The organism is Acinetobacter sp. ANC_7504 (assembly GCF_056779995.1).
The window spans coordinates 58,620-78,654 of record NZ_JBWYIZ010000004.1 but is presented as its reverse complement, the minus strand read 5'-3'; the positions used below and the strand labels follow the sequence as shown (position 1 = coordinate 78,654).

Below are 20,035 nucleotides of genomic sequence, written 5' to 3'. Positions count from 1 at the left end.
AATGATGGGGCTATATAAAAGCCCCATCTACACATTTTTATGCGTTTTCTTGTGCAAATAAGTGCAATGTATTAGTCGTTAACCAAACCGATTGATTTGGGCGGAATTGATGCAGTTTAGCTTCATCTGGAGTGAGTAGAATTTCGATGAGATTGCCATCTTGACCTTGAAGTTCGGCAACCACTTTTCCTGCAATCCAAACTTCACGTAAGAACGTTGCTTGAATTGCATTGTCTGTAGGTTGAGCATGAATTTGGAACTCATCTGGTCGAATGAAGGCAATCACTTTACCTTCAGGTGCATCTTTAGCTAAAGGCAGTTGAATGCGATCATTTCCGATCTGTACGATTCCCGCTTGATTATGACCTTCGAACTTATTCGCTTGACCTAAGAAGTCAAATACAAAAGGCGTTGCTGGTTTTTCATAAACTTCACGAGGTGAGCCAATTTGTTCAACATTGCCTTTATTCATTACAATGATTTGATCTGCAACTTCAAGCGCTTCTTCTTGATCGTGAGTTACAAAAATCGAGGTGATGTGAAGTTCATCGTGTAAAGTTCTCAGCCAGCGACGTAACTCTTTACGAACTTTAGCATCAAGTGCGCCAAATGGCTCATCTAGAAGTAGTACACGAGGTTCAACTGCAAGCGCACGTGCAAGTGCAATACGTTGACGCTGTCCACCAGACAATTGTGCTGGATAACGATCTGATAAGAAGCCTAATTGTACTAAATCCAGTAGTCGTGTAACCCGTTTTTTTATTTCAGATTCTGAAGGGCGTGTTGAACGTGGACGAACACGTAAACCAAAAGCAATATTGTCAAATACTGTCATATGACGGAATAAAGCATAGTGTTGGAATACGAAGCCGACTTGACGTTCACGAACATGAACATTCGTTGAGTCTTGACCTTCAAGGATCACTTGACCGCTGTCAGCAGATTCAAGACCAGCAATAATGCGAAGTAAAGTCGTTTTACCGCAGCCTGAAGGTCCTAACAATGCAACGAGTTGACCATCAGGAAAATCTAGGGAGATATTGTTTAGTGCATGGAAAGCACCAAAGTGTTTTTCAATATTTTTAACTTGAATACTCATCGGACACTTCCTTTAAACTGTAGAATCTTCATTACGTTTGCTTAATTTCTCTTGGCGAATTTCGACCCATGTTTTAAGAATCAATGTCACAATCGCCAATAAAGCCAAGAGGGATGAAACAGCAAATGCTGCACTAAAGGTATATTCGTTGTAGAGAATCTCTACATGCAGTGGCAATGTATTGGTCTCTCCACGAATATGACCCGATACTACAGAGACCGCCCCGAATTCACCCATTGCACGTGCGTTACAAAGAATAACCCCGTATATCAAGCCCCATTTAATATTTGGAATCGTGATTTTCCAAAAAGTTTGCCAGCCTGAAGCACCTAAAACGATTGCCGCTTCCTCTTCTTCTGTACCTTGAGCTTCCATCAGTGGGATGAGCTCACGCGCCACAAAAGGAACTGTAATAAAGATGGTTGCTAGTACAATTGCTGGAACGGCATATAGAATCTTAATGTCGTTATCCATCAGCCATCCACCGAACCAACCTTGCGTACCAAACATCAATACCAACATCAAACCTGCGATTACAGGTGATACTGAGAAAGGCATATCGATAATCGTGGTCAATATGGATTTACCACGGAAATTAAATTTCGCAACAGACCAAGCCGCCGCCACACCAAATACTACGTTGAGCGGTACAGCAATTGCAGCTGTTAGTAAGGTGAGCTTTACAGCCGACAACGTGTCTGGATGAACTAAAGCTTGCGCATAAACGCCGATACCCTGTTTGAATGCTTCAACAAAAACTAAAATCAAAGGCAGGATTAAGCAACTGAGGAAGAAAATCATGGCAATGACAATGAGTGTATAACGAACCCAAGTCGGTTCACGCGTCGCATCACGAGATTGCAATTTTTCCGCTAAAGCATTGCTATTTGTATTCAAACTCATTGTGCAGTTCTCCCTGTACGACGACTCGCCCATGCTTGTAACAAGTTAATCAAGAACAAGATAGCGAATGAAATAAGGAGCATGACAACGGCGATCGTTGTTGCACCTGCATAGTCATATTCTTCCAATCGAGAAATAATCATTAATGGCGCAATTTCAGTTTCGAAGGGTTGGTTACCTGCGATAAAGATGACCGAACCATATTCACCCACGCCACGGGCAAATGCGAGAGCAAATCCTGTGATTAATGCAGGGAAAAGAATCGGTAAAATCACTTTGGTTACAATTTGTAGTCGATTTGCACCCAATGCTGACGCTGCTTCTTCAAGTTCAGTCTCTAAGTCACTTAGTACAGGTTGTACTGTACGAACCACAAAAGGTAAGCCAATAAATATCAGGGCTAATGTAATCCCAATAGGACTATAAGCAACTTTAATTCCTAAGGGTTCAAGATATTGACCAATCCAGCCTGTCGGAGCATATAAAGATGTTAATGCAATCCCAGCAACAGCTGTTGGTAACGCAAAGGGTAAATCAACCAATGCATCAACAATTCTTTTACCAGGGAAACTATAGCGCACGAGACACCAAGCGAGTAATAAGCCAAATACAACATTAATGAAGGCAGCAATGAGTGCAGCACTGAAACTTAGTTGTAATGATTTTAAGATACGCTCAGAACTTAAAATCTCCCATAAACCTTCCCAGCCAATACCTAAAGACTTAATAAAAACAGCCGACAAGGGTATGAGCACAATTAAAGATAAATACGCTAGGGTAAAGCCTAGAGATAGACCAAATCCTGGCAGCACTCGGGATCGCTGCGACATGACTACTCCTCAAATGAGAGAAAAAGCTTACCGTAATCAATAAGCAATTGAATTGAAAAATTTATCAAGAATAAGTGGCGAACTTTAAATTGCAAATTTGTAATACAACTTGCCATTATCAATACTATTGATATAGTTCGACAGCTTTTCATGAATCAAAAAATCGAAGATCTCTGGAAATGGTCCAAATCCTGAATCAACATTAATATGACCGACTTGACCTAAGTTAATCGGTTTTACACCCCATGATTTTGCTAATTTTTTTGCATCCTCAAAACCTAACCACGGATCATTTTCACTGATGAGCATTTTTGTGGGAACGCTAATCTTAATTTGATGAAAGTAAAAACTATAATCAGTCAAACTCAAACGAGCAAAACCATTTTCACCAAAACGACTTGGATTGGCTGGTGCAACTAAAACCAGTTGTTTAACTTTCTGTGCTATTTCAGGATGCTGATGCAGAGCAGCGACAGACGTTAAACAGCCAAAACTATGTGCAACAATCTGGATGGGTGCATCAATCTGCGAAATTTTTTCTACAAAACGATTGATCCAATCTGAAAGTAGGGGAAAGTTCCAATCATCTTGTTGAACACGTGAGCATGGCATGACTTGACGTTGCAACCATGATTGCCAATGATTTTCATCACTTCCGCCGACGCCGGGTACAATGAGTGTATGTATCATGTCATGCTCCACTGATTATTTTTTTGTGTTATTGGCTTTAGTAATTTGGTCAAAAATACCATTATTCTCAAAATGAGCTTTTTGTACTTTCGCCCAGCCACCAAACTCTTGATCAATTGTGACCAATTTCAGTGGCTTAAATGTTGATGAATATTGTTTTAATACAGTTTGATTACGCGGACGATAGAAATTCTTTGCGGCAATATGTTGTCCTTTAGGCGAGTAAAGGAAATTCAAATAACCTTGCGCCAAATATTTATTGCCTGATTTTTCTGCATTTTTTTCAACGATTGCTACAGGTGGTTCAGCAAGTATAGAAAGTGATGGCGTCACGATTTCAAATTTACCGGGTTGTTCACGCAGTGCTAAATGAGCTTCATTTTCCCAAGCAAGCAAAACATCGCCAATACCGCGTTCAGCAAAAGTTGTAGTTGAGCCACGAGCACCTGAATCTAAGACCTTAGTTTGTTTATAAATTTGCTGAACAAATTGTTGTGCTTTGGCGTCATTTCCACCTGGTTGGTGTTTGGCCCATGCCCAAGCCGCTAAATAATTCCAACGTGCGCCACCTGACGTCTTAGGGTTTGGTGTAATAATGTCCACACCCGGTTTTACTAAATCACCCCAGTCTTTAATATTTTTTGGATTGCCTTTTTTGACTAAAAACACGATGGTTGAGGTATAGGGTGTAGAGTTCTGTGGGAATTTTTTCTGCCAGTCTTTTGGTAATAAATTGGTTTTTTCAGCAATCGCATCAATGTCAGCTGCCAGTGCGAGAGTCACGACATCTGCATTTAAACCATCAATGACTGCACGCGCTTGTTTACCTGAACCGCCATGTGACTGACGAAAGTTGACGTTTTGCCCAGTCCGAGATTTCCAATACGCACCAAATTCTTTATTTACTTCTACGTAGAATTCACGAGTAGGATCGTAAGAGACGTTTAATAAATCTTTAGCGGAAGCGCTAAGCGAAGCAGCTGAAACAAAAGCTGCGAGAACCCCAAGTTTTAATTTAGCTGAAAAGCGCATGGCAACCTCAAAAGAAAATATTCTGTTACATGGCGCTAGAATAAATCTAATCTTTATGCATAAAAAATAATAAAAAATGAATTTTATATGAAAAAAAAAGATTTATGTGTGTTGTTAAAAAAATGCCGATCATGAATATGATCGGCAAGCGATAAGTTAATGCTTAAATCTTAATTTATTTATTACTGTTTGCTTTGACAATTTGATCGAATATCCCGCCATTATCAAAATGTTGTTTTTGGACTTTTGTCCAACCTCCAAACTCTTTATCAATCGTGACTAATTTTAAAGGTTTAAACACGGATTGATATTTTGAAAGTACCGTTGCATTTCGTGGTCGATAAAAGTTTTTGGCAGCAATGGTTTGACCAGCTGGAGAATACAGATAATTCAAATAGGCTTTTGCTACATTGAGGTTGCCATCTTTTTGCGCATTTTTCTCAACAATTGCTACAGGGGGCTCAGCAAGAATGGAAAGTGTTGGTGTAATGATTTCAAATTTTCCAGGTTGTTCACGAAGAGCTAAATGTGCTTCATTCTCCCAAGCCAGGAGTACATCTCCAATGCCACGCTCTGCAAAAGTTGTTGTTGCACCACGTGCACCAGAGTCTAGCACTTTAGTATTTTTATAAATTTTTCGTACAAATTCTTGTGCTTTAGCATCGTTACCGCCGGGTTGGTGTTTTGCCCAAGCCCATGCTGCTAAGTAATTCCAACGCGCACCACCTGATGTCTTAGGGTTTGGCGTAATAATTCCAACATCATTTTTAATCAAGTCTCCCCAGTCTTTGATCCCTTTGGGATTGCCTTTTTTGACTAAAAACACGATGGTTGAGGTATAGGGTGTAGAGTTCTGTGGAAATTTTTTCTGCCAGTCTTTTGGTAATAAATTGGTTTTTTCAGCAATCGCATGAATATCTGCTGCGAGTGCGAGAGTCACGACGTCTCCATCTAGGCCATCAATGACCGCACGCGCTTGTTTACCAGATCCACCATGAGATTGTTTAAAATTCAAATCTTGACCAGTCTGCTTTTTCCAATATGCTCCAAACTCTTTATTAAAGTTGTCATAAAGTTCGCGAGTTGGATCATATGAAACATTTAAAAAATCTTTTGCGAGTGTAGAAACAGAAGTGACTGAAAGTAAAGCTGTAATGACCCCAATTTTAAAAGAACGCATCATTATTCCTATGTGTTTGTCGTTTTTTGATGATTTGAGCATAGGGAAATTTTTTAAAATAAAAAAATAAGAAGAAATGAAAAAGTTATGATCAAAACAGCTATTCATTTTGTGAGTGACTTTTTACACTATGAGAACGGAATGAGGTTGCTTGAAATGATCTGTTTAAAAAATGCCAAGCCAATGGATGCAATATCTATTTTTGATCGAGGCTTCCATTATGGAGATGGCTGTTTTACCACGGCGAGAATTCGAAATAATAAAATTGAATTATTTGAACGTCATTTAAAAAGATTGAATACCGCCATTGAGCGATTGTCACTTCAAGCTAATCTTGACTATATTTCTGAGTCTATCCAGTATTTACAGCAAAAGTATGATCAATTAAACGGGACCATTAAAATTGTACTGAGTCGTGGCGAGGGGCAACGAGGATACAGTTTACCTCATCATTCAGCAGATCTTTGGTTGTATTATTATCCGCAAAACGTGACTGATCATCACTATGAAGTCATTGTGAGTGGTTTACTTGAGCGAGCCATGGGTTTAACCATGCCACAATTGGTGGGAATTAAATCACTGAATCGGTTAGAACAAGTGTTACTAAAGCAGGAAGCTGATGAGAAGGGTTTTCAAGAAGCCTTAGTTACAGATGTGCAAGGCTATATTGTTGAAGGAATCAGCAGCAACTGCTTTATACGATTGAATGATACGTGGATTTGCCCTGAACTTCGTTATAATGGCGTTCATGGGGTGATGCGTGCTGAAATTTTGGAGCGCATGAATCATTATGGTATAACGTTCCAAAAAAGAGTAATTGATTTGAATGAGCTTCCTCACATTCAAAGTGTATTTTATTGTAATGCGCTCCACCCAATGAAAATCGCCTCTTGCCTTGATGATCGTCGATTAGATACACAAGCGTGTATTGATCTTTTTCACCACCTTCAACTTAATCAGATTTAAAGCTTATGTCCTCTCCTCAGAAATCAACAAAGAAAAAGAACAGCAAGACATCCTTTAAACCTAAAGCGCTTTTACTCATTATTGCAGGCCTAATGTTGCTTGCAACCATGATTCTATCTACAAGTCTATGGAAGGATTATCCTGTAGAGGGTAAAAAGCAAATGCTCGCGATTAATCATGGTGATACTTACTCACAATTTATTGATCGTTTAGCTCAAAATAAACAAGTTTCATTTCCCATTATTTTAAAGATTTATCAACGATTGATGATTCATGACAGCATGAAAGCTGGAGTTTATGAAGTTAAAGAGGGAATGAGTGTCCGTCAAGTTCTAGACATGATTTCTAATTCTGAAAATGCACAACTGAATCGAATTTTGGTCATTGAGGGTACAACATTTAAGCAGTTAAAAAATGCACTTAAGAATGATGAATTGGTGACGAAAGAGCTGGTTCATTTGAGCGATGCAGAAATATTAAAGGAATTGAATATTTCATTTTCACATCCAGAAGGATTGTTTGCGCCAAATACTTATTTTTTTGCAAAGGGTGAAACAGATCGTAAAATTTTAACCGATTTGTATCAACACCAGATGAAGGCGCTAGATAAAGCCTGGGAAAATCGAGCTTCTGATTTGCCGTATAAAAATAAATATGAAGCGCTCATCATGGCATCAATCATTGAGAAAGAAACCAATGTTGATCATGAGTTAGATAAAGTCTCGGGCGTATTCGTTCGTCGATTAAAAATTGGTATGCGTTTACAAACTGATCCAACCGTGATTTACGGTATGGGTGATCAATATACGGGTAACATTACCCGTAAAGATTTAAGAACGCCAACACCATATAACACTTATACGAATTACGGATTGCCACCAACACCGATCGCATTACCAAGTGATAAAGCGATCGAAGCGGCAATGCATCCAGATCATTCTGACTATATTTATTTTGTGGCGACTGGAAATGGAGGTCACAAATTCAGTACCAATCTAGATGACCATAATCGCGCTGTTCAAGAATATCTTGCTGTGATTCGATCTAAAAAGTAAGGGGTAAAATAGACGTGTTTATTAGCTTTGAAGGCACAGAAGGTGTTGGTAAAACGACATTGATTCATAAAATTCGTGACTACTTCCTTGAGCAATCAAAGCAAGTTGTTCTAACTCGTGAACCAGGTGGTACTCCGCTCGCTGAGCAAATTCGTTCCGTACTTCTGACAGTAAATCATGAAGAAAGAATGAGTAATGATACTGAACTATTATTAATGTACGCAGCTCGAGCGCAACATCTGCAACAAGTTATAATGCCTGCACTTGAAAATAGTTCGATCGTGTTATGCGACCGTTTTTGTGATAGCAGTTTCGCGTATCAGTGTGCAGGTCGTGGGTTAAGCCGTGAAAAATTAGCGCTTTTAAACCAAAACTTTGTTCTAAAAATGCCTGACCTGACATTTTGGTTGGATGCTCCGACTGAACTCGGAATGCAACGAGCGCGTGCGCGTGGAGCATTGGATCGGTTTGAACAAGAAAAAGCAGCTTTTTTTGAAAAAGTACGCGCAGGATTTGCTGAATTACATCAGTTAGAACCCAATCGTGTTAAGCGTATTGATGCAACACGAAGTCCTGAGCAAGTATTTAATGATGCAATTGAACGAATTAGTTCATGGAAAGCTGAGCATAAGTGCTAATTAAAAAAGCAAATATGATTTATATTGAGTCATTGTTTATGGAAAAACGATTAGACTCAATATGATCAGTAATAAAGAAGAAATATTCAAATTCCTACAAACCGAATTTCCACAAAGTCTCCAAAAATGTGAAATAGTGTCAGTAGAGCCACGTGGTGCTACAGTCATTTATCATGTTGATGAAAATGATTTAAGACCTGGAGGGACAGTTTCAGGTCCGACCATGATGACAGCTGCCGATTATGGGTTGTATATCGCAATACTGGGAGAAATTGGTATTGTAGGTCTTACAGTGACAACCAATATGAATATAAACTTTCTTAGAAAACCCAAAGGTGGTTGTGACATCAAGGGTGTTTGTAAATTAATGAAAGTTGGCAAAGCTCTAGTTGTCGGAGAGGTTTACTTGTACTCTGTTGGGGACGATGAGCCGATAGCGCACGTTACTGGGACTTACTCAATTCCTCCCAAAAGGGCATAAAAAAGCGAGTATGAACTCGCTTTTTTATTTTGAACTTAAACCTCAACTAAAGGTGTTTCCACTTCAAAATTTGGTGGGGTGAGTACGGTTTTTCGTAATTCTTGCGAAGGCTCAGGATAGTCCAAAGTGTAATGTAATCCGCGTGATTCTTTTCTTTGCATCGCACAACGAATAATCATCTCAGAAACGAGTACAAGGTTACGAAGCTCAATTAGATTTTTACTGACATGATAATCTTGATAATATTCGGTGATTTCATGTTTCAGCATTTCAACGCGATGTAATGCACGTTCTAAACGTTTGGTCGTTCGTACAATACCTACATAGTTCCACATGGTCTGACGTAACTCATCCCAGTTTTGCAAAATGACAACGTCTTCATCAGGATTCATGACTTGAGAAGCATCCCATTCAGGGACTTCATAGTGATCTATAATATTTTGATGTTGATCTTGAATATGCTTTGCTGCACTCATGCCATATACAAAACATTCTAAAAGTGAGTTACTTGCCATACGGTTGGCACCGTGTAAACCCGTATAAGACGTCTCACCAATCGCATATAGACCTTGAATGTCCGTTTGACTATGTTCATCGACGACTACACCACCACAGGTGTAGTGCGCTGCTGGCACAACTGGGATCATATCTTTGGTGATATCAATACCCAGCTCGAGTAGGCGAGCATACAACGTAGGGAAGTGCTCTTTAATAAACTCAGGAGATTTGTGGGTAATATCTAGCCATACATGTCGTATACCCAATCGTTTAATTTCGTAGTCGATAGCTCGAGCTACAATATCACGTGGTGCTAACTCTGCACGTTCATCGAAACGAAGCATGAAGCGTTCGCCATCAGGTAAACGAAGATAAGCGCCTTCACCACGCATTGCTTCAGTAATTAAGAAGGAACGTGCTTGAGGATGATATAAACAGGTTGGGTGGAATTGATTAAATTCCATATTGGCGACGCGGCATCCAGCACGATATGCCATTGCAATACCATCGCCTGTAGCGATATCAGGGTTAGAGGTATATAAATATGCTTTCATGGCACCGCCACATGCCAGTGCAGTAAATGGTGCTAAGAAAGTATGCACTTGCTCGGTTTGCTCATCTAAAGCATATAAGCCTAAAGCACGATTTTCCTGATTCAAATGCCCCAGCTTATGCGCTGTAATGAGGTCAATCGCAATGTAATTTTCAAAGATGTGAATATTGTTTTTTTCTTGTGCCCGTTCAACTAAAGTGGTTGAAATTGCTTTCCCTGTTGCATCTGCGGAATGAATAATGCGGCGCTGAGAATGCCCACCTTCACGTGTGAGATGCAAGTTATCTTCATCATCTAGTGTGAATTTAACACCTTGTTTCAGTAAAAAATCAACAGAGGGTTTTCCTCCTTCAACCGTGTGTTGAACAGCTTGTTTTTCACAGAGATAAGCACCTGCAATGAGCGTGTCATCAATATGTTGTTGAATAGAATCAGCCTCATCAAGAACAGCTGCAACGCCTCCTTGTGCATAATACGTGCTGGCATCTTTCAAATGAGATTTTGCTAACACTGCGATATTAAAATGATCAGGTAATGAGAGTGCTAGACTTAAACCCGCACCGCCACTGCCCACAATAATCACATCAAATTGATGCGCACTTGTATTTTTCGGCATTTCCATTCGCAAACTGAATTTTAAAAGTGCGTTAATATGGCTCTTTTTCAAAGCAAAATTCAAGAGTTTGATTGATCAAATTTTTTTTTATGCACTTGAACTAATAGTTTTTAATCATATTTTAAGTAAAGTATTGTTTTCTATTAATATAGAAACATTTATTTACGCACAGAGAATTTTGATTGTGCTAAAAATTATTTTATCCAAGAATCATAAATGAGAGTTCACTTAACATGAAAAATCGCGTTATAGCATCAGGACTTTTTGCTGCAGTCTTTACTGCGGCAGTGCAAACTCAAGCGGCGGCTACTGTTGACTTTTCAAATCTTGTAGAGCGAGTAAGTCCGGGTGTCGTCAGCGTGAATGTTGTTAAGAAAATGACACAAGAAGAAATTCTTCAACAACAAGTACCTGAACTACTGAAACGATTCTTCGGCAATCAAATTATTATTCCGCAGCGCCAAGCTCCTCAAGAGAAAACGGGTTTTGGAAGTGCATTTTTTATTAGCCGTGATGGTTACCTGATTACCAACCATCATGTTGTAGAAAATGCTTCACAAATCACCATCATGTTAAATGATCGTCGCGAGATTGATGCCAAAGTTATTGGTAGTGATGAACGTACTGATGTGGCATTACTGAAAGTTGAAGGTACGAACTACCCAGCACTTTCGACTGGGAATATCGACCAATTAAGAGTTGGGGAACCTGTTCTCGCCATTGGCTCACCGTTTGGTTTTGAATACTCGGCCTCTGCAGGGATTGTCAGTGCCAAATCAAGAAATATGTTGGGTGAAACATCAGTTCCGTTTATTCAAACCGATGTCGCATTAAACCCTGGTAACTCTGGGGGACCATTGTTTAATCAACAAGGTCAAGTGATTGGTGTGAATTCTCGTATTTTCAGTGGTACTGGCGGATATATGGGATTGTCATTCTCCATTCCAATCGATGTAGCGATGGATGTGGCGGATCAATTAAAGAAAACTGGTAAAGTTACTCGCTCATATCTTGGTATTCATTTACAAGAGATTGATCGTAACCTCGCAGAAGCTTATAAACTACCAAAACCTGAAGGTGCTTTAATTACAGAAATCGCGCCAAACTCCCCAGCAGAGCGCGCTGGTTTAAAGCAAAATGATATTATTTTGAAATACAACGGAACTGCAATTTCAAGAACGAGTGAGCTACTAAATTACTTAAATAGAACACAGCCAAATCAAAAAATTCAGCTAGAAATCTTACGCGATGAACGTGTACGTACGATTTCAGCAACACTTGCATCAGCACCAGATGAAACACCAGCACAAGCGCAAAATGTAAGTGAAGCCAAAAAACGCGGACCTACACTAGGTGTTGCGATTCGCGAACTTGCACCTGTTGAAAAAACACGTCTTGGTGTTAAAGGTGGTGTCTACATTCAAGAGGTTGTACGCGGAGGTTTGGCGGCACAATCTCGAATTATGGCTGGTGATGTGATAACCTCGATTAATGGTAAGAATGTAAGTACAACACAAGATTTTGTGGAAGCGGTGGCTAATCTTAAAACCAATACCGTTGCACGAGTGGGTATCATCCGTGAAGGGCGAAATGCCATGATCGGATTAAGAATCAAGTAAACATGAATTGAATAAAGGGCCTTGCGATAGCAAGGTCTTTTATATTTAACCCTAAAATTATATTAAACTCTTTTCGAATGTTGATGATGAATACGCAATACAAGGGAATACAGTGAGTACAATCTTTGACCTTAAAATAAAAGCAACAGCACAAGACATTGATATTTTAGGTCATGTGAATAATGTGGTGTATGTAAAATGGATGCAAGATGTTGCAACAGCACATATTGAACAACTGGGTTTGGGGGTTGAGCAATATCTAGAACTCAAACATGCCATGGTTGCTGTTGAGCATCACATGAATTACAGAAAGGCGTGTTTTGAAAATGATGAAATTATTTTAAGAACTTGGCTTAATGATTTGAATGCGATGTATTCATTCCGTCAGTACGCTTTTTTTAGACCTTCAGACCAATCATTATTATTTGTGGGAAATACCAAATGGGCCTGTGTAGAGATTGCGACAGGCAGACCTAAACGATTATCGCCAACATTTACTCAAGCTTATCAGCCTATTTCTGAGGTATTAAATCCTTTGGATTTCACTCAAGATTATTCTTTACCCGCTAACTAAAGAATTGCTTGAGTCGGACGAATTAAATATTTCACCACATGGTGTTCATTATTATGAATACTTTGAAAAATCCATCTGCTATAATCGTCCGCAATTTGTTAAACAGCTTTTGCTATGTAGTTTTTATTTCATGCATAGCGCAATTTATTGTTCAAGGTAACCCATGGCGCAAGCTAAAAAATCCGTAAATATCAAAAATATACGTAACTTTTCGATCATTGCTCACATTGATCACGGGAAGTCAACTTTAGCTGACCGTTTTATTCAGACCTGTGGTGGTTTGCAAGATCGCGAAATGCAAGCGCAAGTTCTAGACTCAATGGAGCTTGAGCGTGAGCGCGGGATTACCATTAAAGCTGCATCTGTGACGCTTTATTATACACACCCAAATGGCGAAGAATATCAACTGAACTTTATTGATACACCTGGGCACGTTGACTTCTCATATGAAGTTTCGCGCTCGCTTGCTGCTTGTGAAGGTGCACTTTTAGTTGTTGACGCAGCTCAGGGTGTTGAAGCTCAGTCAGTTGCAAACTGTTATACAGCTATTGAGCAAGGTCTTGAGGTTCTTCCAGTACTTAATAAAATTGATTTACCTCAAGCTGAACCAGAGCGTGTTATTCAAGAAATTGAAGACATTATCGGAATTGAAGCAACTGAAGCACCTACGTGTTCAGCTAAAACTGGATTAGGAATCGAAGGTGTTTTAGAAACACTTGTGAATACCATTCCTGCTCCGACGGGTGACCGTGAAGCGCCGCTTCAAGCTTTAATTATTGACTCATGGTTTGACAACTATCTAGGTGTTGTATCCTTAGTTCGTATTAAGCAAGGTCGTGTGCGTAAAGGCGATAAAATGTTGATGAAATCAACAGGTCAAACGCACATCATTACCTCTGTCGGTATTTTCAATCCTAAACATACAGAAACTGATATTTTAGAAGCAGGTGAAGTCGGCTTTGTGATTGCTGGTATCAAAGATATTTTTGGTGCGCCAGTTGGTGATACGATTACACTTGCTACAACGCCGGAAGTAGAAACTTTACCTGGGTTCAAAAAAGTTAAACCACAGGTATATGCTGGTTTATTTCCAATTGATTCGAGTGAATTTGAACCTTTCCGTGAAGCATTACAAAAACTGCAAATTAACGATTCAGCATTATTCTTTGAACCTGAAAGTTCAGATGCATTAGGATTTGGTTTCCGTTGCGGTTTCTTGGGTATGCTGCACATGGAGATTGTTCAAGAGCGTTTAGAGCGTGAATATGATCTAGACCTGATTTCATCGGCACCGACTGTAATTTACGAAGCTGTCATGAAGAGTGGTGAGACAGTTTATATCGACAGTCCATCAAAAATGCCAGATGGATCTACTGTAGAAGACCTTCGTGAGCCGATCGCAGAATGTAATATCCTTGTGCCACAAGAATATCTTGGCAATGTAATGACGTTGTGTGTTGAGCGACGTGGTGTTCAAAAAGATATGAAGTTTATGGCAAACCAAGTAGCCATTACATTTGAGATACCAATGGCTGAAGTCGTGATGGATTTCTTTGATAAATTGAAATCATGTTCACGTGGTTTTGCATCATTAGATTATAACTTCATCCGTTTTGAGTCTTCTTCTCTTGTAAAAGTAGATGTCTTGATCAATGGTGAAAAAGTTGATGCATTGGCAATGATTTGTCACCGTCAAGATGCGCGTCATCGTGGTATTGCACTTGTAGAAAAAATGAAAGATTTGATTCCTCGTCAAATGTTTGATGTGGCGATTCAAGCTGCGATTGGTGCTCAAATTATCGCGCGTTCAACAGTAAAAGCAATGCGTAAGAACGTATTGGCAAAATGTTATGGTGGTGACGTTTCACGTAAGAAGAAACTTCTCGCTAAACAGAAAGAAGGTAAGAAACGTATGAAGCAGGTGGGTAGTGTAGAAATCCCACAAGAAGCTTTCTTAGCTGTGTTAAAAGTAGAGCGATAACAACAAGGAATATCCCATGGATTTTGATTTTAACCTCATTCTCGTACCTGCAACCCTAATCTTTTTTGGATTGTGGTTGCTGGATAAATTGGTGCTCAAACAAAGAGCAACCAAAGGAAAAGGGAATGAAAATTTCATTATTACATGGGCATATGATTTTTGGCCTGTACTTGCAGTTGTGTTAGTGCTGCGTTCATTCTTCTTTGAACCTTATAATATTCCATCTGAATCCATGGTTCCGGCATTGGAAACAGGTGATTATATCTTGGTGAACAAATATCAATATGGTGTTCGTTTACCGATTAGCAACACCAAAGTGTTGAATGTCAATGAGCCTGAACGTGGTGATGTGGCGGTATTTAGATATCCACCAAACCCATCAATTAGCTATATTAAGCGTATTATTGGTTTACCTGGTGATCATATCGTTTTTGAGAATAATCAATTAACCATCAATGGTGAAAAAGTTGTAACGGAATCGACTGAATTTAATCGTGAAAAAGATGTTTCAGACACGCCAAATTCAATTTATCATTATGAAACTTTAGGTGATCATAAGTATTTGGTTCGTAATTTGGAAGGTCAAAACCCGATTATTGCGCATTTTAATTATGCACAAACCAAACAAGATCTTCCTTATGTTGCCACTGCGAATGATCGCTTTGTAAGAACAAATGGTCAAAGCTGGGAAGTAACTGTTCCGAAAGGATATTACTTTGCCATGGGTGACAACCGTGATCAGAGTGCTGATAGTCGAATCTGGGGATTCGTACCTGAGGCAAATTTAACAGGACAAGCAATTTATGTATGGATGCATAAAGAAGCTGGTTTGAAATTGCCATCATTCAGTCGTAATGGTCAAATTCAGTAATCTTCAAATATATGGATAATAAAAAATGCGTAACACTCAACGTGGTGCATCGTATACAGCGATTTTATTAGGGGTAATTGTTGCGGCATTTGGACTTAAAGTGCTCGTAGCATTGTGGCAGCCTTATTGGGATGACCGACTAATCAATCAATTGATTGAAGAGCAAGTTGCAATCAGCTCAAAGGCGACAACACCACAACAGTTTGCTTCAACAATGGGGCAGAAATTTAGCATGAACAATATCCGTGACATTGAGTTTAAAGATATTGCGACTGTCAAATCTAAACAAGGTTTACAAGTGACAAAGAAATATGAAGTAAGAAAGCCATTCTTATTTAATATTGATTTAGTCCTCACATTCGAGAAAAGTTTTGATCAAAGGTCAGTTCAAAGTAAGTGATTCTCGCTTACTGAGTCGCATCGGTTATCAGTTTAAGAAAATTGAATTACTTCAACTTGCATTGACACACCGATCGGTTAGCCATAAACATAACTATGAACGCCTAGAGTTTCTAGGCGATTCATTGTTAGGTATGATTATTGCCAATTACCTTTATCATGCTTATCCACATGAAAACGAAGGTCGTCTGACGCGTATGCGAGCTACTTTGGTTCGACAAGAAGCGTTAGGCAAAATTGCAACAGATTTGAAACTTAGTCAGAGTTTAATACTCAGTACTGGTGAATTAAAATCTGGTGGTCATCATAGAGAGTCGATACTCGCTGACACAGTCGAAGCGATTATTGGTGCAATTTATACTGATAGCCAAGATTTAAAGTTGTTAGAATCAATTGTGTTGAAATGGTATGAACCTTATTTAGATCATATTGAACCAACAGATCAATTGAAAGATCCTAAGTCCCGTTTACAAGAGTATCTTCAAGCTCGTAAAAAACCTCTCCCAGTGTATGAGGTTGTTGATATTCAGGGTGATGCACCAAACCAACATTTTAAAGTGGAGTGTATGGTTGAAGGCTTGCCAAAATGTATGGGTGAGGGTTCAAGTCGTCGTTTTGCTGAGCAAGCAGTAGCGGCGGAAATTTTAAAATTTTTGGAGCAAAAGTCTTCATGACTACTCATTCCGATCACATCGATGCTGATCACGAGTCGCAAGACAGCGGCAATGATTTAATCAATCAATTTTTTAGTTCTCAAGGTACTACAATTCCCTCAGACTACAAAAGTGGCTTTGTAGCAATTGTAGGTCGTCCGAATGTAGGTAAATCTACATTAATGAACCATATTTTGGGTCAGAAGCTTTCGATTACGTCTCGTAAGCCTCAAACAACTCGACACAAGATTGTGGGTATTGATACGCGTGAGAAATCTCAGGCAGTATTTGTTGACACCCCTGGAATGCATAAGAAAGAAGTCCGTGCTATCAATAAAATGATGAATCGTGCAGCTCATTCAGCCTTGCGTGATGTAAATCTTGTACTATTTGTTGTAGACGCTGACAAATGGACTCAAAATGATGAATTAGTCCTTGAGAAGCTCAAAAATGCCGAAATGCCTGTCATCTTGGTCATTAATAAATTGGACACATTTGAGAATAAAAATCAGGCATTACCACTAATTCAAGAACGTACTAAATTAATGAATTTTGCTGAGATCGTTCCGGTATCGGCATTGCGTGGCGCTAACCTTGATCATCTTCGAGATACGATCGAAAAATACTTACCGTTTCAACCACCATTGTATGCACTAGATCAACTCACAGATCGTTCTGAACGCTTCTTAGCTTCTGAAATTATTCGTGAAAAAATCATGCGTCAACTGGGTGAAGAGCTTCCATATGATTTAACGGTTCAAATTGAATCGTTTAAAACAGAAGAAGCGACTTTAAATGAGAAAACTGGTCGTATGAAGCCTGCTTGTACCTATATTGATGCTACGATTTTTGTTGATCGCCCTGGGCAAAAAGCCATTGTCATCGGTGAAAAAGGATCAAAGTTGAAAAAAATTGGTATGGATGCACGTGCTGATATGGAAAAAATGTTCGAAGAAAAGATCATGCTCACCCTTTGGGTTAAAGTCAAAGGCGGTTGGTCTGATGATGAGCGTGCATTAAAAAGCCTAGGGTATAGTGATATCTAAGGATTAAACGGTTATAGGAGCTGATGATGATGAAGATGGTTGCGATAATTGTATGTGCTTTGGTTTTACAAGGTTGCATTCATAAAGTTGTCACAGTTCCTGTAAAAGTTGCGTATAAAACCACCAAAGGAGTCGTCAAAGGTACTGCAGCAGTAGTTGGGGCTGTTATTCCCGATGGTGATGACGATGATGAAAAAGAACTAAAGAAAGATAAATAATAAGATTAGTCGATGCGAAATGAACTTTTGCATGGATACTTAATCCATCATCGAAAGTATCGAGAGCGGAGTCATATTGTCCATTTATTCACTGAAGAGTATGGACGAGTTGACGGCATACTAAGACAACCTCCACCACCACAATATCAGCCTATCGCACTCCAAGCGACAGGTAAGTCTGAATTAAAAAATTTCACAAAATTAGAAATTGTTAATCATCCTATTTTTTTTCATGGAGATGCATTCTTTTCAGGATTTTATTTAAATGAAATCTTATTGAGATTATGTCCATTAGAAGAGGCAATGCCAGATACTTTTGCACAGTACCACAAGACATTAGAAAGTTTACAAAAATTAGCTCAACATTCAAATCCTAACGAATTCTTGAAGCAAATTCTTCGTCAATTTGAATACGTACTTCTAGAAGAGCTTGGTTATGCGATTGATTACTCGATAGATGCACACCAAAATGAAATTTTAACTTCACAAAAATATCAATTTCAATTAAACGAAGGCTTCATACCAGTTCAGTATTCAAGTGCCGCTACACTGACAGGTGAGCAAATTCGCAGCATGATAAATTATGAAAATGGTACAGATTTTAACGCTGAACAGTTACAATTGTTGAATAAATTATATCGTCAAATGATTACTTCATTATTGGGTGATCGCCCACTAAAAAGTCGTCAATTGTGGATTCAAAACGCTCAATCAAAATCAAATTAGGAAAATGTTATGGCTGCATTGCTTGGTGTGAACATTGATCATGTTGCAACTCTAAGACAGGCTCGAGGCACACGCTACCCGGATCCAGTACAGGCAGCACTAATTTGTGAAGAGGCAGGGGCTGAAGGTATTACATTACATTTACGTGAGGATCGTCGTCATATTCATGATGATGATGTCCGTCGCATGCGCCCTGTACTTAAAACACGCATGAACCTTGAAATGGCAGTGACAGATGAGATGGTGGCATTTGCTAAAGAAATAAAGCCGCATCACGTGTGTTTTGTGCCTGAAAAGCGTCAAGAAGTCACGACCGAAGGTGGCTTAGATGTTGTTGGTAATTTTGAGGCTGTTAAGTCTGCTACACAGGAATTAGCAGCGATTGGATGTGATGTATCGTTATTTATCGATGCTGATATTGAACAAATTGATGCTGCAATTGCCTGTGGTGCGCCAACTATTGAGATTCATACAGGTGCTTATGCAGATGCTGAAACAGAAGAAGCACAGCAGGTAGAGTTACAACGTATTATCCGTGGAACAGAATACGCTGCTGCTAAAGGTTTGGTCGTAAATGCTGGGCATGGACTTAATCTTGACAATGTTGCTCCTATTGCAGCAATTCCTCAAATACACGAATTGAATATTGGACATTCTCTGATTGCCGATGCTGTTTTCAAAGGACTTACGCAAGCAGTTCAAGATATGAAAGCAGCAATCAAAGCTGCACGATAAGATTGATGAGTACTATGTCAAATATTGATTATGATGAATTAATGAAGCCTGTCATAAGCTTCCTTGGTTGCGAAACTCCACAAGCTTGGTTAGATGAGGCTGTAAATAATCTTGATATTTTGATGCAAGATCATGCGAACTGTGAAAAGAAAGCAGCCAGTACAGCCATGAATCTCATGTTTAGATACAGCTTTTTTGTAGATTTACAAGTTAAGCTCGCTCAATTAGTGCGTGAGGAAATGCTGCATTATGAGCAGGTTTTAGAGTTTATGAACAAGCGCGGGCAGCAATGGGTCGGTTTAAGTGCTGGGCGTTATGCGGGTGGCTTACGCAAAGAAATTCGGACGTATGAACCAGAAGCGCTAATTGATGTTTTAATTATTGGTGCGTTTGTGGAAGCACGCTCATGTGAACGTTTTTATGCATTAGCGCCTAGAGTCGATGAGGAATTAGGGCGCTATTATCGCTACTTACTAAAATCTGAATCACGCCATTATGAGGATTATTTGGCTCTAGCTCTGGATGTGGCTAAAACTGCGAAATTGAAAGATCCTGAGGAGGATATTCAAAGTCGTATAGAGCACATTCGTGAAGTTGAAAAGCAACTCATCTTAACACCTGATGAAACCTTCCGTTTTCACAGTGGAGTTCCAGCAAAAGCAGCTTAAAATA

The 20,035-nt window shown here is 39.3% G+C and carries 22 protein-coding genes; 15 read left to right on the top strand and 7 right to left on the bottom strand.

The genetic code is table 11. From position 1 onward, the window contains the following. Window positions 1–37: 37 nt before the first annotated feature. The 6 genes from AC1M9F_RS06625 to AC1M9F_RS06600 form a co-directional block, all read right to left on the bottom strand. Window positions 38–1,099, bottom strand: coding sequence for a sulfate/molybdate ABC transporter ATP-binding protein (locus AC1M9F_RS06625; RefSeq protein ID WP_481597367.1), 1,062 nt, complete (start codon window positions 1,097–1,099; stop codon window positions 38–40). Between the two features lie 12 nt (window positions 1,100–1,111). Beyond that, window positions 1,112–2,002: a sulfate ABC transporter permease subunit CysW gene (gene cysW, locus AC1M9F_RS06620; protein ID WP_481589027.1), complete on the bottom strand. Its 891-nt coding sequence runs from the start codon at window positions 2,000–2,002 to the stop codon at window positions 1,112–1,114. Then, window positions 1,999–2,832 (bottom strand): sulfate ABC transporter permease subunit CysT, encoded by an 834-nt coding sequence (cysT, locus tag AC1M9F_RS06615; RefSeq protein WP_035267202.1) that lies wholly within the window; start codon window positions 2,830–2,832, stop codon window positions 1,999–2,001. Before cysT ends, cysW begins: the two co-directional genes overlap by 4 nt. 84 nt (window positions 2,833–2,916) lie before the next feature. Then, window positions 2,917–3,522 carry an alpha/beta hydrolase gene (locus AC1M9F_RS06610; RefSeq protein ID WP_481597366.1) on the bottom strand — a complete coding sequence of 202 codons (606 nt, stop codon included), beginning with the start codon at window positions 3,520–3,522 and terminating at the stop codon, window positions 2,917–2,919. A 15-nt stretch (window positions 3,523–3,537) separates the two neighbouring features. Further along, window positions 3,538–4,554 (bottom strand): sulfate ABC transporter substrate-binding protein, encoded by a 1,017-nt coding sequence (locus AC1M9F_RS06605; protein ID WP_481589028.1) that lies wholly within the window; start codon window positions 4,552–4,554, stop codon window positions 3,538–3,540. Between the two features lie 175 nt (window positions 4,555–4,729). Continuing rightward, entirely contained in the window at window positions 4,730–5,737 is a 1,008-nt protein-coding gene (locus tag AC1M9F_RS06600) for a sulfate ABC transporter substrate-binding protein (protein ID WP_481597365.1), read from the bottom strand. 153 nt (window positions 5,738–5,890) lie between these two features. Here AC1M9F_RS06600 and pabC point away from each other — a divergent pair, with 153 nt between their 5' ends. From pabC to AC1M9F_RS06580, 4 genes are all read left to right on the top strand, one after another. Then, a complete protein-coding gene (gene pabC, locus AC1M9F_RS06595) occupies window positions 5,891–6,700 on the top strand; it encodes an aminodeoxychorismate lyase (RefSeq protein WP_481597422.1) in 810 nt (269 codons plus the stop codon). 5 nt (window positions 6,701–6,705) lie between these two features. Next, a complete protein-coding gene (gene mltG / locus AC1M9F_RS06590) occupies window positions 6,706–7,755 on the top strand; it encodes an endolytic transglycosylase MltG (protein WP_481597364.1) in 1,050 nt (349 codons plus the stop codon). A 14-nt stretch (window positions 7,756–7,769) separates the two neighbouring features. Then, the gene (gene tmk / locus AC1M9F_RS06585) at window positions 7,770–8,393 is read left to right on the top strand and encodes a dTMP kinase (protein ID WP_481597363.1); all 624 of its coding nucleotides are present in this window, start codon (window positions 7,770–7,772) and stop codon (window positions 8,391–8,393) included. Window positions 8,394–8,454: 61 nt separating this feature from the next. Then, window positions 8,455–8,874 carry a PaaI family thioesterase gene (locus AC1M9F_RS06580; RefSeq protein ID WP_481597362.1) on the top strand — a complete coding sequence of 140 codons (420 nt, stop codon included), beginning with the start codon at window positions 8,455–8,457 and terminating at the stop codon, window positions 8,872–8,874. Between the two features lie 35 nt (window positions 8,875–8,909). On the opposite strand, the gene nadB is transcribed toward AC1M9F_RS06580, so the two are convergent. Continuing rightward, window positions 8,910–10,541 carry an L-aspartate oxidase gene (gene nadB, locus AC1M9F_RS06575; protein WP_481597361.1) on the bottom strand — a complete coding sequence of 544 codons (1,632 nt, stop codon included), beginning with the start codon at window positions 10,539–10,541 and terminating at the stop codon, window positions 8,910–8,912. A 233-nt stretch (window positions 10,542–10,774) separates the two neighbouring features. Here nadB and AC1M9F_RS06570 point away from each other — a divergent pair, with 233 nt between their 5' ends. The 11 genes from AC1M9F_RS06570 (at window position 10,775) to AC1M9F_RS06520 (ending at window position 20,031) form a co-directional block, all read left to right on the top strand. Beyond that, complete coding sequence (locus AC1M9F_RS06570; RefSeq protein WP_481597360.1) at window positions 10,775–12,160, top strand: Do family serine endopeptidase; 1,386 nt, start codon at window positions 10,775–10,777, stop codon at window positions 12,158–12,160. Window positions 12,161–12,272: 112 nt separating this feature from the next. Further along, entirely contained in the window at window positions 12,273–12,734 is a 462-nt protein-coding gene (locus AC1M9F_RS06565) for an acyl-CoA thioesterase (RefSeq protein ID WP_481595972.1), read from the top strand. Between the two features lie 163 nt (window positions 12,735–12,897). Continuing rightward, complete coding sequence (lepA, locus tag AC1M9F_RS06560) at window positions 12,898–14,715, top strand: translation elongation factor 4 (RefSeq protein WP_035267184.1); 1,818 nt, start codon at window positions 12,898–12,900, stop codon at window positions 14,713–14,715. 16 nt (window positions 14,716–14,731) lie between these two features. Next, on the top strand, window positions 14,732–15,586 hold the full coding sequence (gene lepB, locus AC1M9F_RS06555; protein ID WP_481591419.1) for a signal peptidase I: 855 nt from the start codon (window positions 14,732–14,734) through the stop codon (window positions 15,584–15,586). A 25-nt stretch (window positions 15,587–15,611) separates the two neighbouring features. Then, the gene (locus tag AC1M9F_RS06550; RefSeq protein ID WP_035267180.1) at window positions 15,612–15,986 is read left to right on the top strand and encodes a DUF4845 domain-containing protein; all 375 of its coding nucleotides are present in this window, start codon (window positions 15,612–15,614) and stop codon (window positions 15,984–15,986) included. After that, complete coding sequence (rnc, locus tag AC1M9F_RS06545; RefSeq protein WP_035267179.1) at window positions 15,958–16,659, top strand: ribonuclease III; 702 nt, start codon at window positions 15,958–15,960, stop codon at window positions 16,657–16,659. The genes AC1M9F_RS06550 and rnc overlap by 29 nt, the downstream gene beginning before the upstream one ends. Further along, window positions 16,656–17,684, top strand: coding sequence for a GTPase Era (gene era, locus AC1M9F_RS06540; RefSeq protein WP_035267178.1), 1,029 nt, complete (start codon window positions 16,656–16,658; stop codon window positions 17,682–17,684). The genes rnc and era overlap by 4 nt, the downstream gene beginning before the upstream one ends. A 26-nt stretch (window positions 17,685–17,710) precedes the next feature. Then, window positions 17,711–17,902, top strand: coding sequence for an NF038104 family lipoprotein (locus AC1M9F_RS06535; RefSeq protein ID WP_180028433.1), 192 nt, complete (start codon window positions 17,711–17,713; stop codon window positions 17,900–17,902). A 12-nt stretch (window positions 17,903–17,914) separates the two neighbouring features. Then, complete coding sequence (gene recO, locus AC1M9F_RS06530; RefSeq protein WP_092767057.1) at window positions 17,915–18,628, top strand: DNA repair protein RecO; 714 nt, start codon at window positions 17,915–17,917, stop codon at window positions 18,626–18,628. Between the two features lie 9 nt (window positions 18,629–18,637). Continuing rightward, window positions 18,638–19,363, top strand: a complete 726-nt coding sequence (gene pdxJ / locus AC1M9F_RS06525) for a pyridoxine 5'-phosphate synthase (protein WP_035267175.1) — start codon at window positions 18,638–18,640, stop codon at window positions 19,361–19,363. 14 nt (window positions 19,364–19,377) lie between these two features. Further along, a complete protein-coding gene (locus AC1M9F_RS06520) occupies window positions 19,378–20,031 on the top strand; it encodes a MiaE family protein (RefSeq protein WP_180028430.1) in 654 nt (217 codons plus the stop codon). The last annotated feature ends 4 nt before the right edge of the window (window positions 20,032–20,035 follow it).

Coding starts and splice junctions, on each gene's coding strand:
- AC1M9F_RS06625 (WP_481597367.1), bottom strand. CDS start 1,099: ATGAGTATTCAAGTTAAAAATATTGAAAAACACTTTGGTGCTTTCCAT.
- cysW (WP_481589027.1), bottom strand. CDS start 2,002: ATGAGTTTGAATACAAATAGCAATGCTTTAGCGGAAAAATTGCAATCT.
- cysT (WP_035267202.1), bottom strand. CDS start 2,832: ATGTCGCAGCGATCCCGAGTGCTGCCAGGATTTGGTCTATCTCTAGGC.
- AC1M9F_RS06610 (WP_481597366.1), bottom strand. CDS start 3,522: ATGATACATACACTCATTGTACCCGGCGTCGGCGGAAGTGATGAAAAT.
- AC1M9F_RS06605 (WP_481589028.1), bottom strand. CDS start 4,554: ATGCGCTTTTCAGCTAAATTAAAACTTGGGGTTCTCGCAGCTTTTGTT.
- AC1M9F_RS06600 (WP_481597365.1), bottom strand. CDS start 5,737: ATGATGCGTTCTTTTAAAATTGGGGTCATTACAGCTTTACTTTCAGTC.
- pabC (WP_481597422.1), top strand. CDS start 5,891: ATGATCTGTTTAAAAAATGCCAAGCCAATGGATGCAATATCTATTTTT.
- mltG (WP_481597364.1), top strand. CDS start 6,706: ATGTCCTCTCCTCAGAAATCAACAAAGAAAAAGAACAGCAAGACATCC.
- AC1M9F_RS06580 (WP_481597362.1), top strand. CDS start 8,455: ATGATCAGTAATAAAGAAGAAATATTCAAATTCCTACAAACCGAATTT.
- nadB (WP_481597361.1), bottom strand. CDS start 10,541: ATGCCGAAAAATACAAGTGCGCATCAATTTGATGTGATTATTGTGGGC.
- AC1M9F_RS06570 (WP_481597360.1), top strand. CDS start 10,775: ATGAAAAATCGCGTTATAGCATCAGGACTTTTTGCTGCAGTCTTTACT.
- lepA (WP_035267184.1), top strand. CDS start 12,898: ATGGCGCAAGCTAAAAAATCCGTAAATATCAAAAATATACGTAACTTT.
- lepB (WP_481591419.1), top strand. CDS start 14,732: ATGGATTTTGATTTTAACCTCATTCTCGTACCTGCAACCCTAATCTTT.
- AC1M9F_RS06550 (WP_035267180.1), top strand. CDS start 15,612: ATGCGTAACACTCAACGTGGTGCATCGTATACAGCGATTTTATTAGGG.
- era (WP_035267178.1), top strand. CDS start 16,656: ATGACTACTCATTCCGATCACATCGATGCTGATCACGAGTCGCAAGAC.
- AC1M9F_RS06535 (WP_180028433.1), top strand. CDS start 17,711: ATGATGAAGATGGTTGCGATAATTGTATGTGCTTTGGTTTTACAAGGT.
- recO (WP_092767057.1), top strand. CDS start 17,915: ATGCGAAATGAACTTTTGCATGGATACTTAATCCATCATCGAAAGTAT.
- pdxJ (WP_035267175.1), top strand. CDS start 18,638: ATGGCTGCATTGCTTGGTGTGAACATTGATCATGTTGCAACTCTAAGA.
- AC1M9F_RS06520 (WP_180028430.1), top strand. CDS start 19,378: ATGTCAAATATTGATTATGATGAATTAATGAAGCCTGTCATAAGCTTC.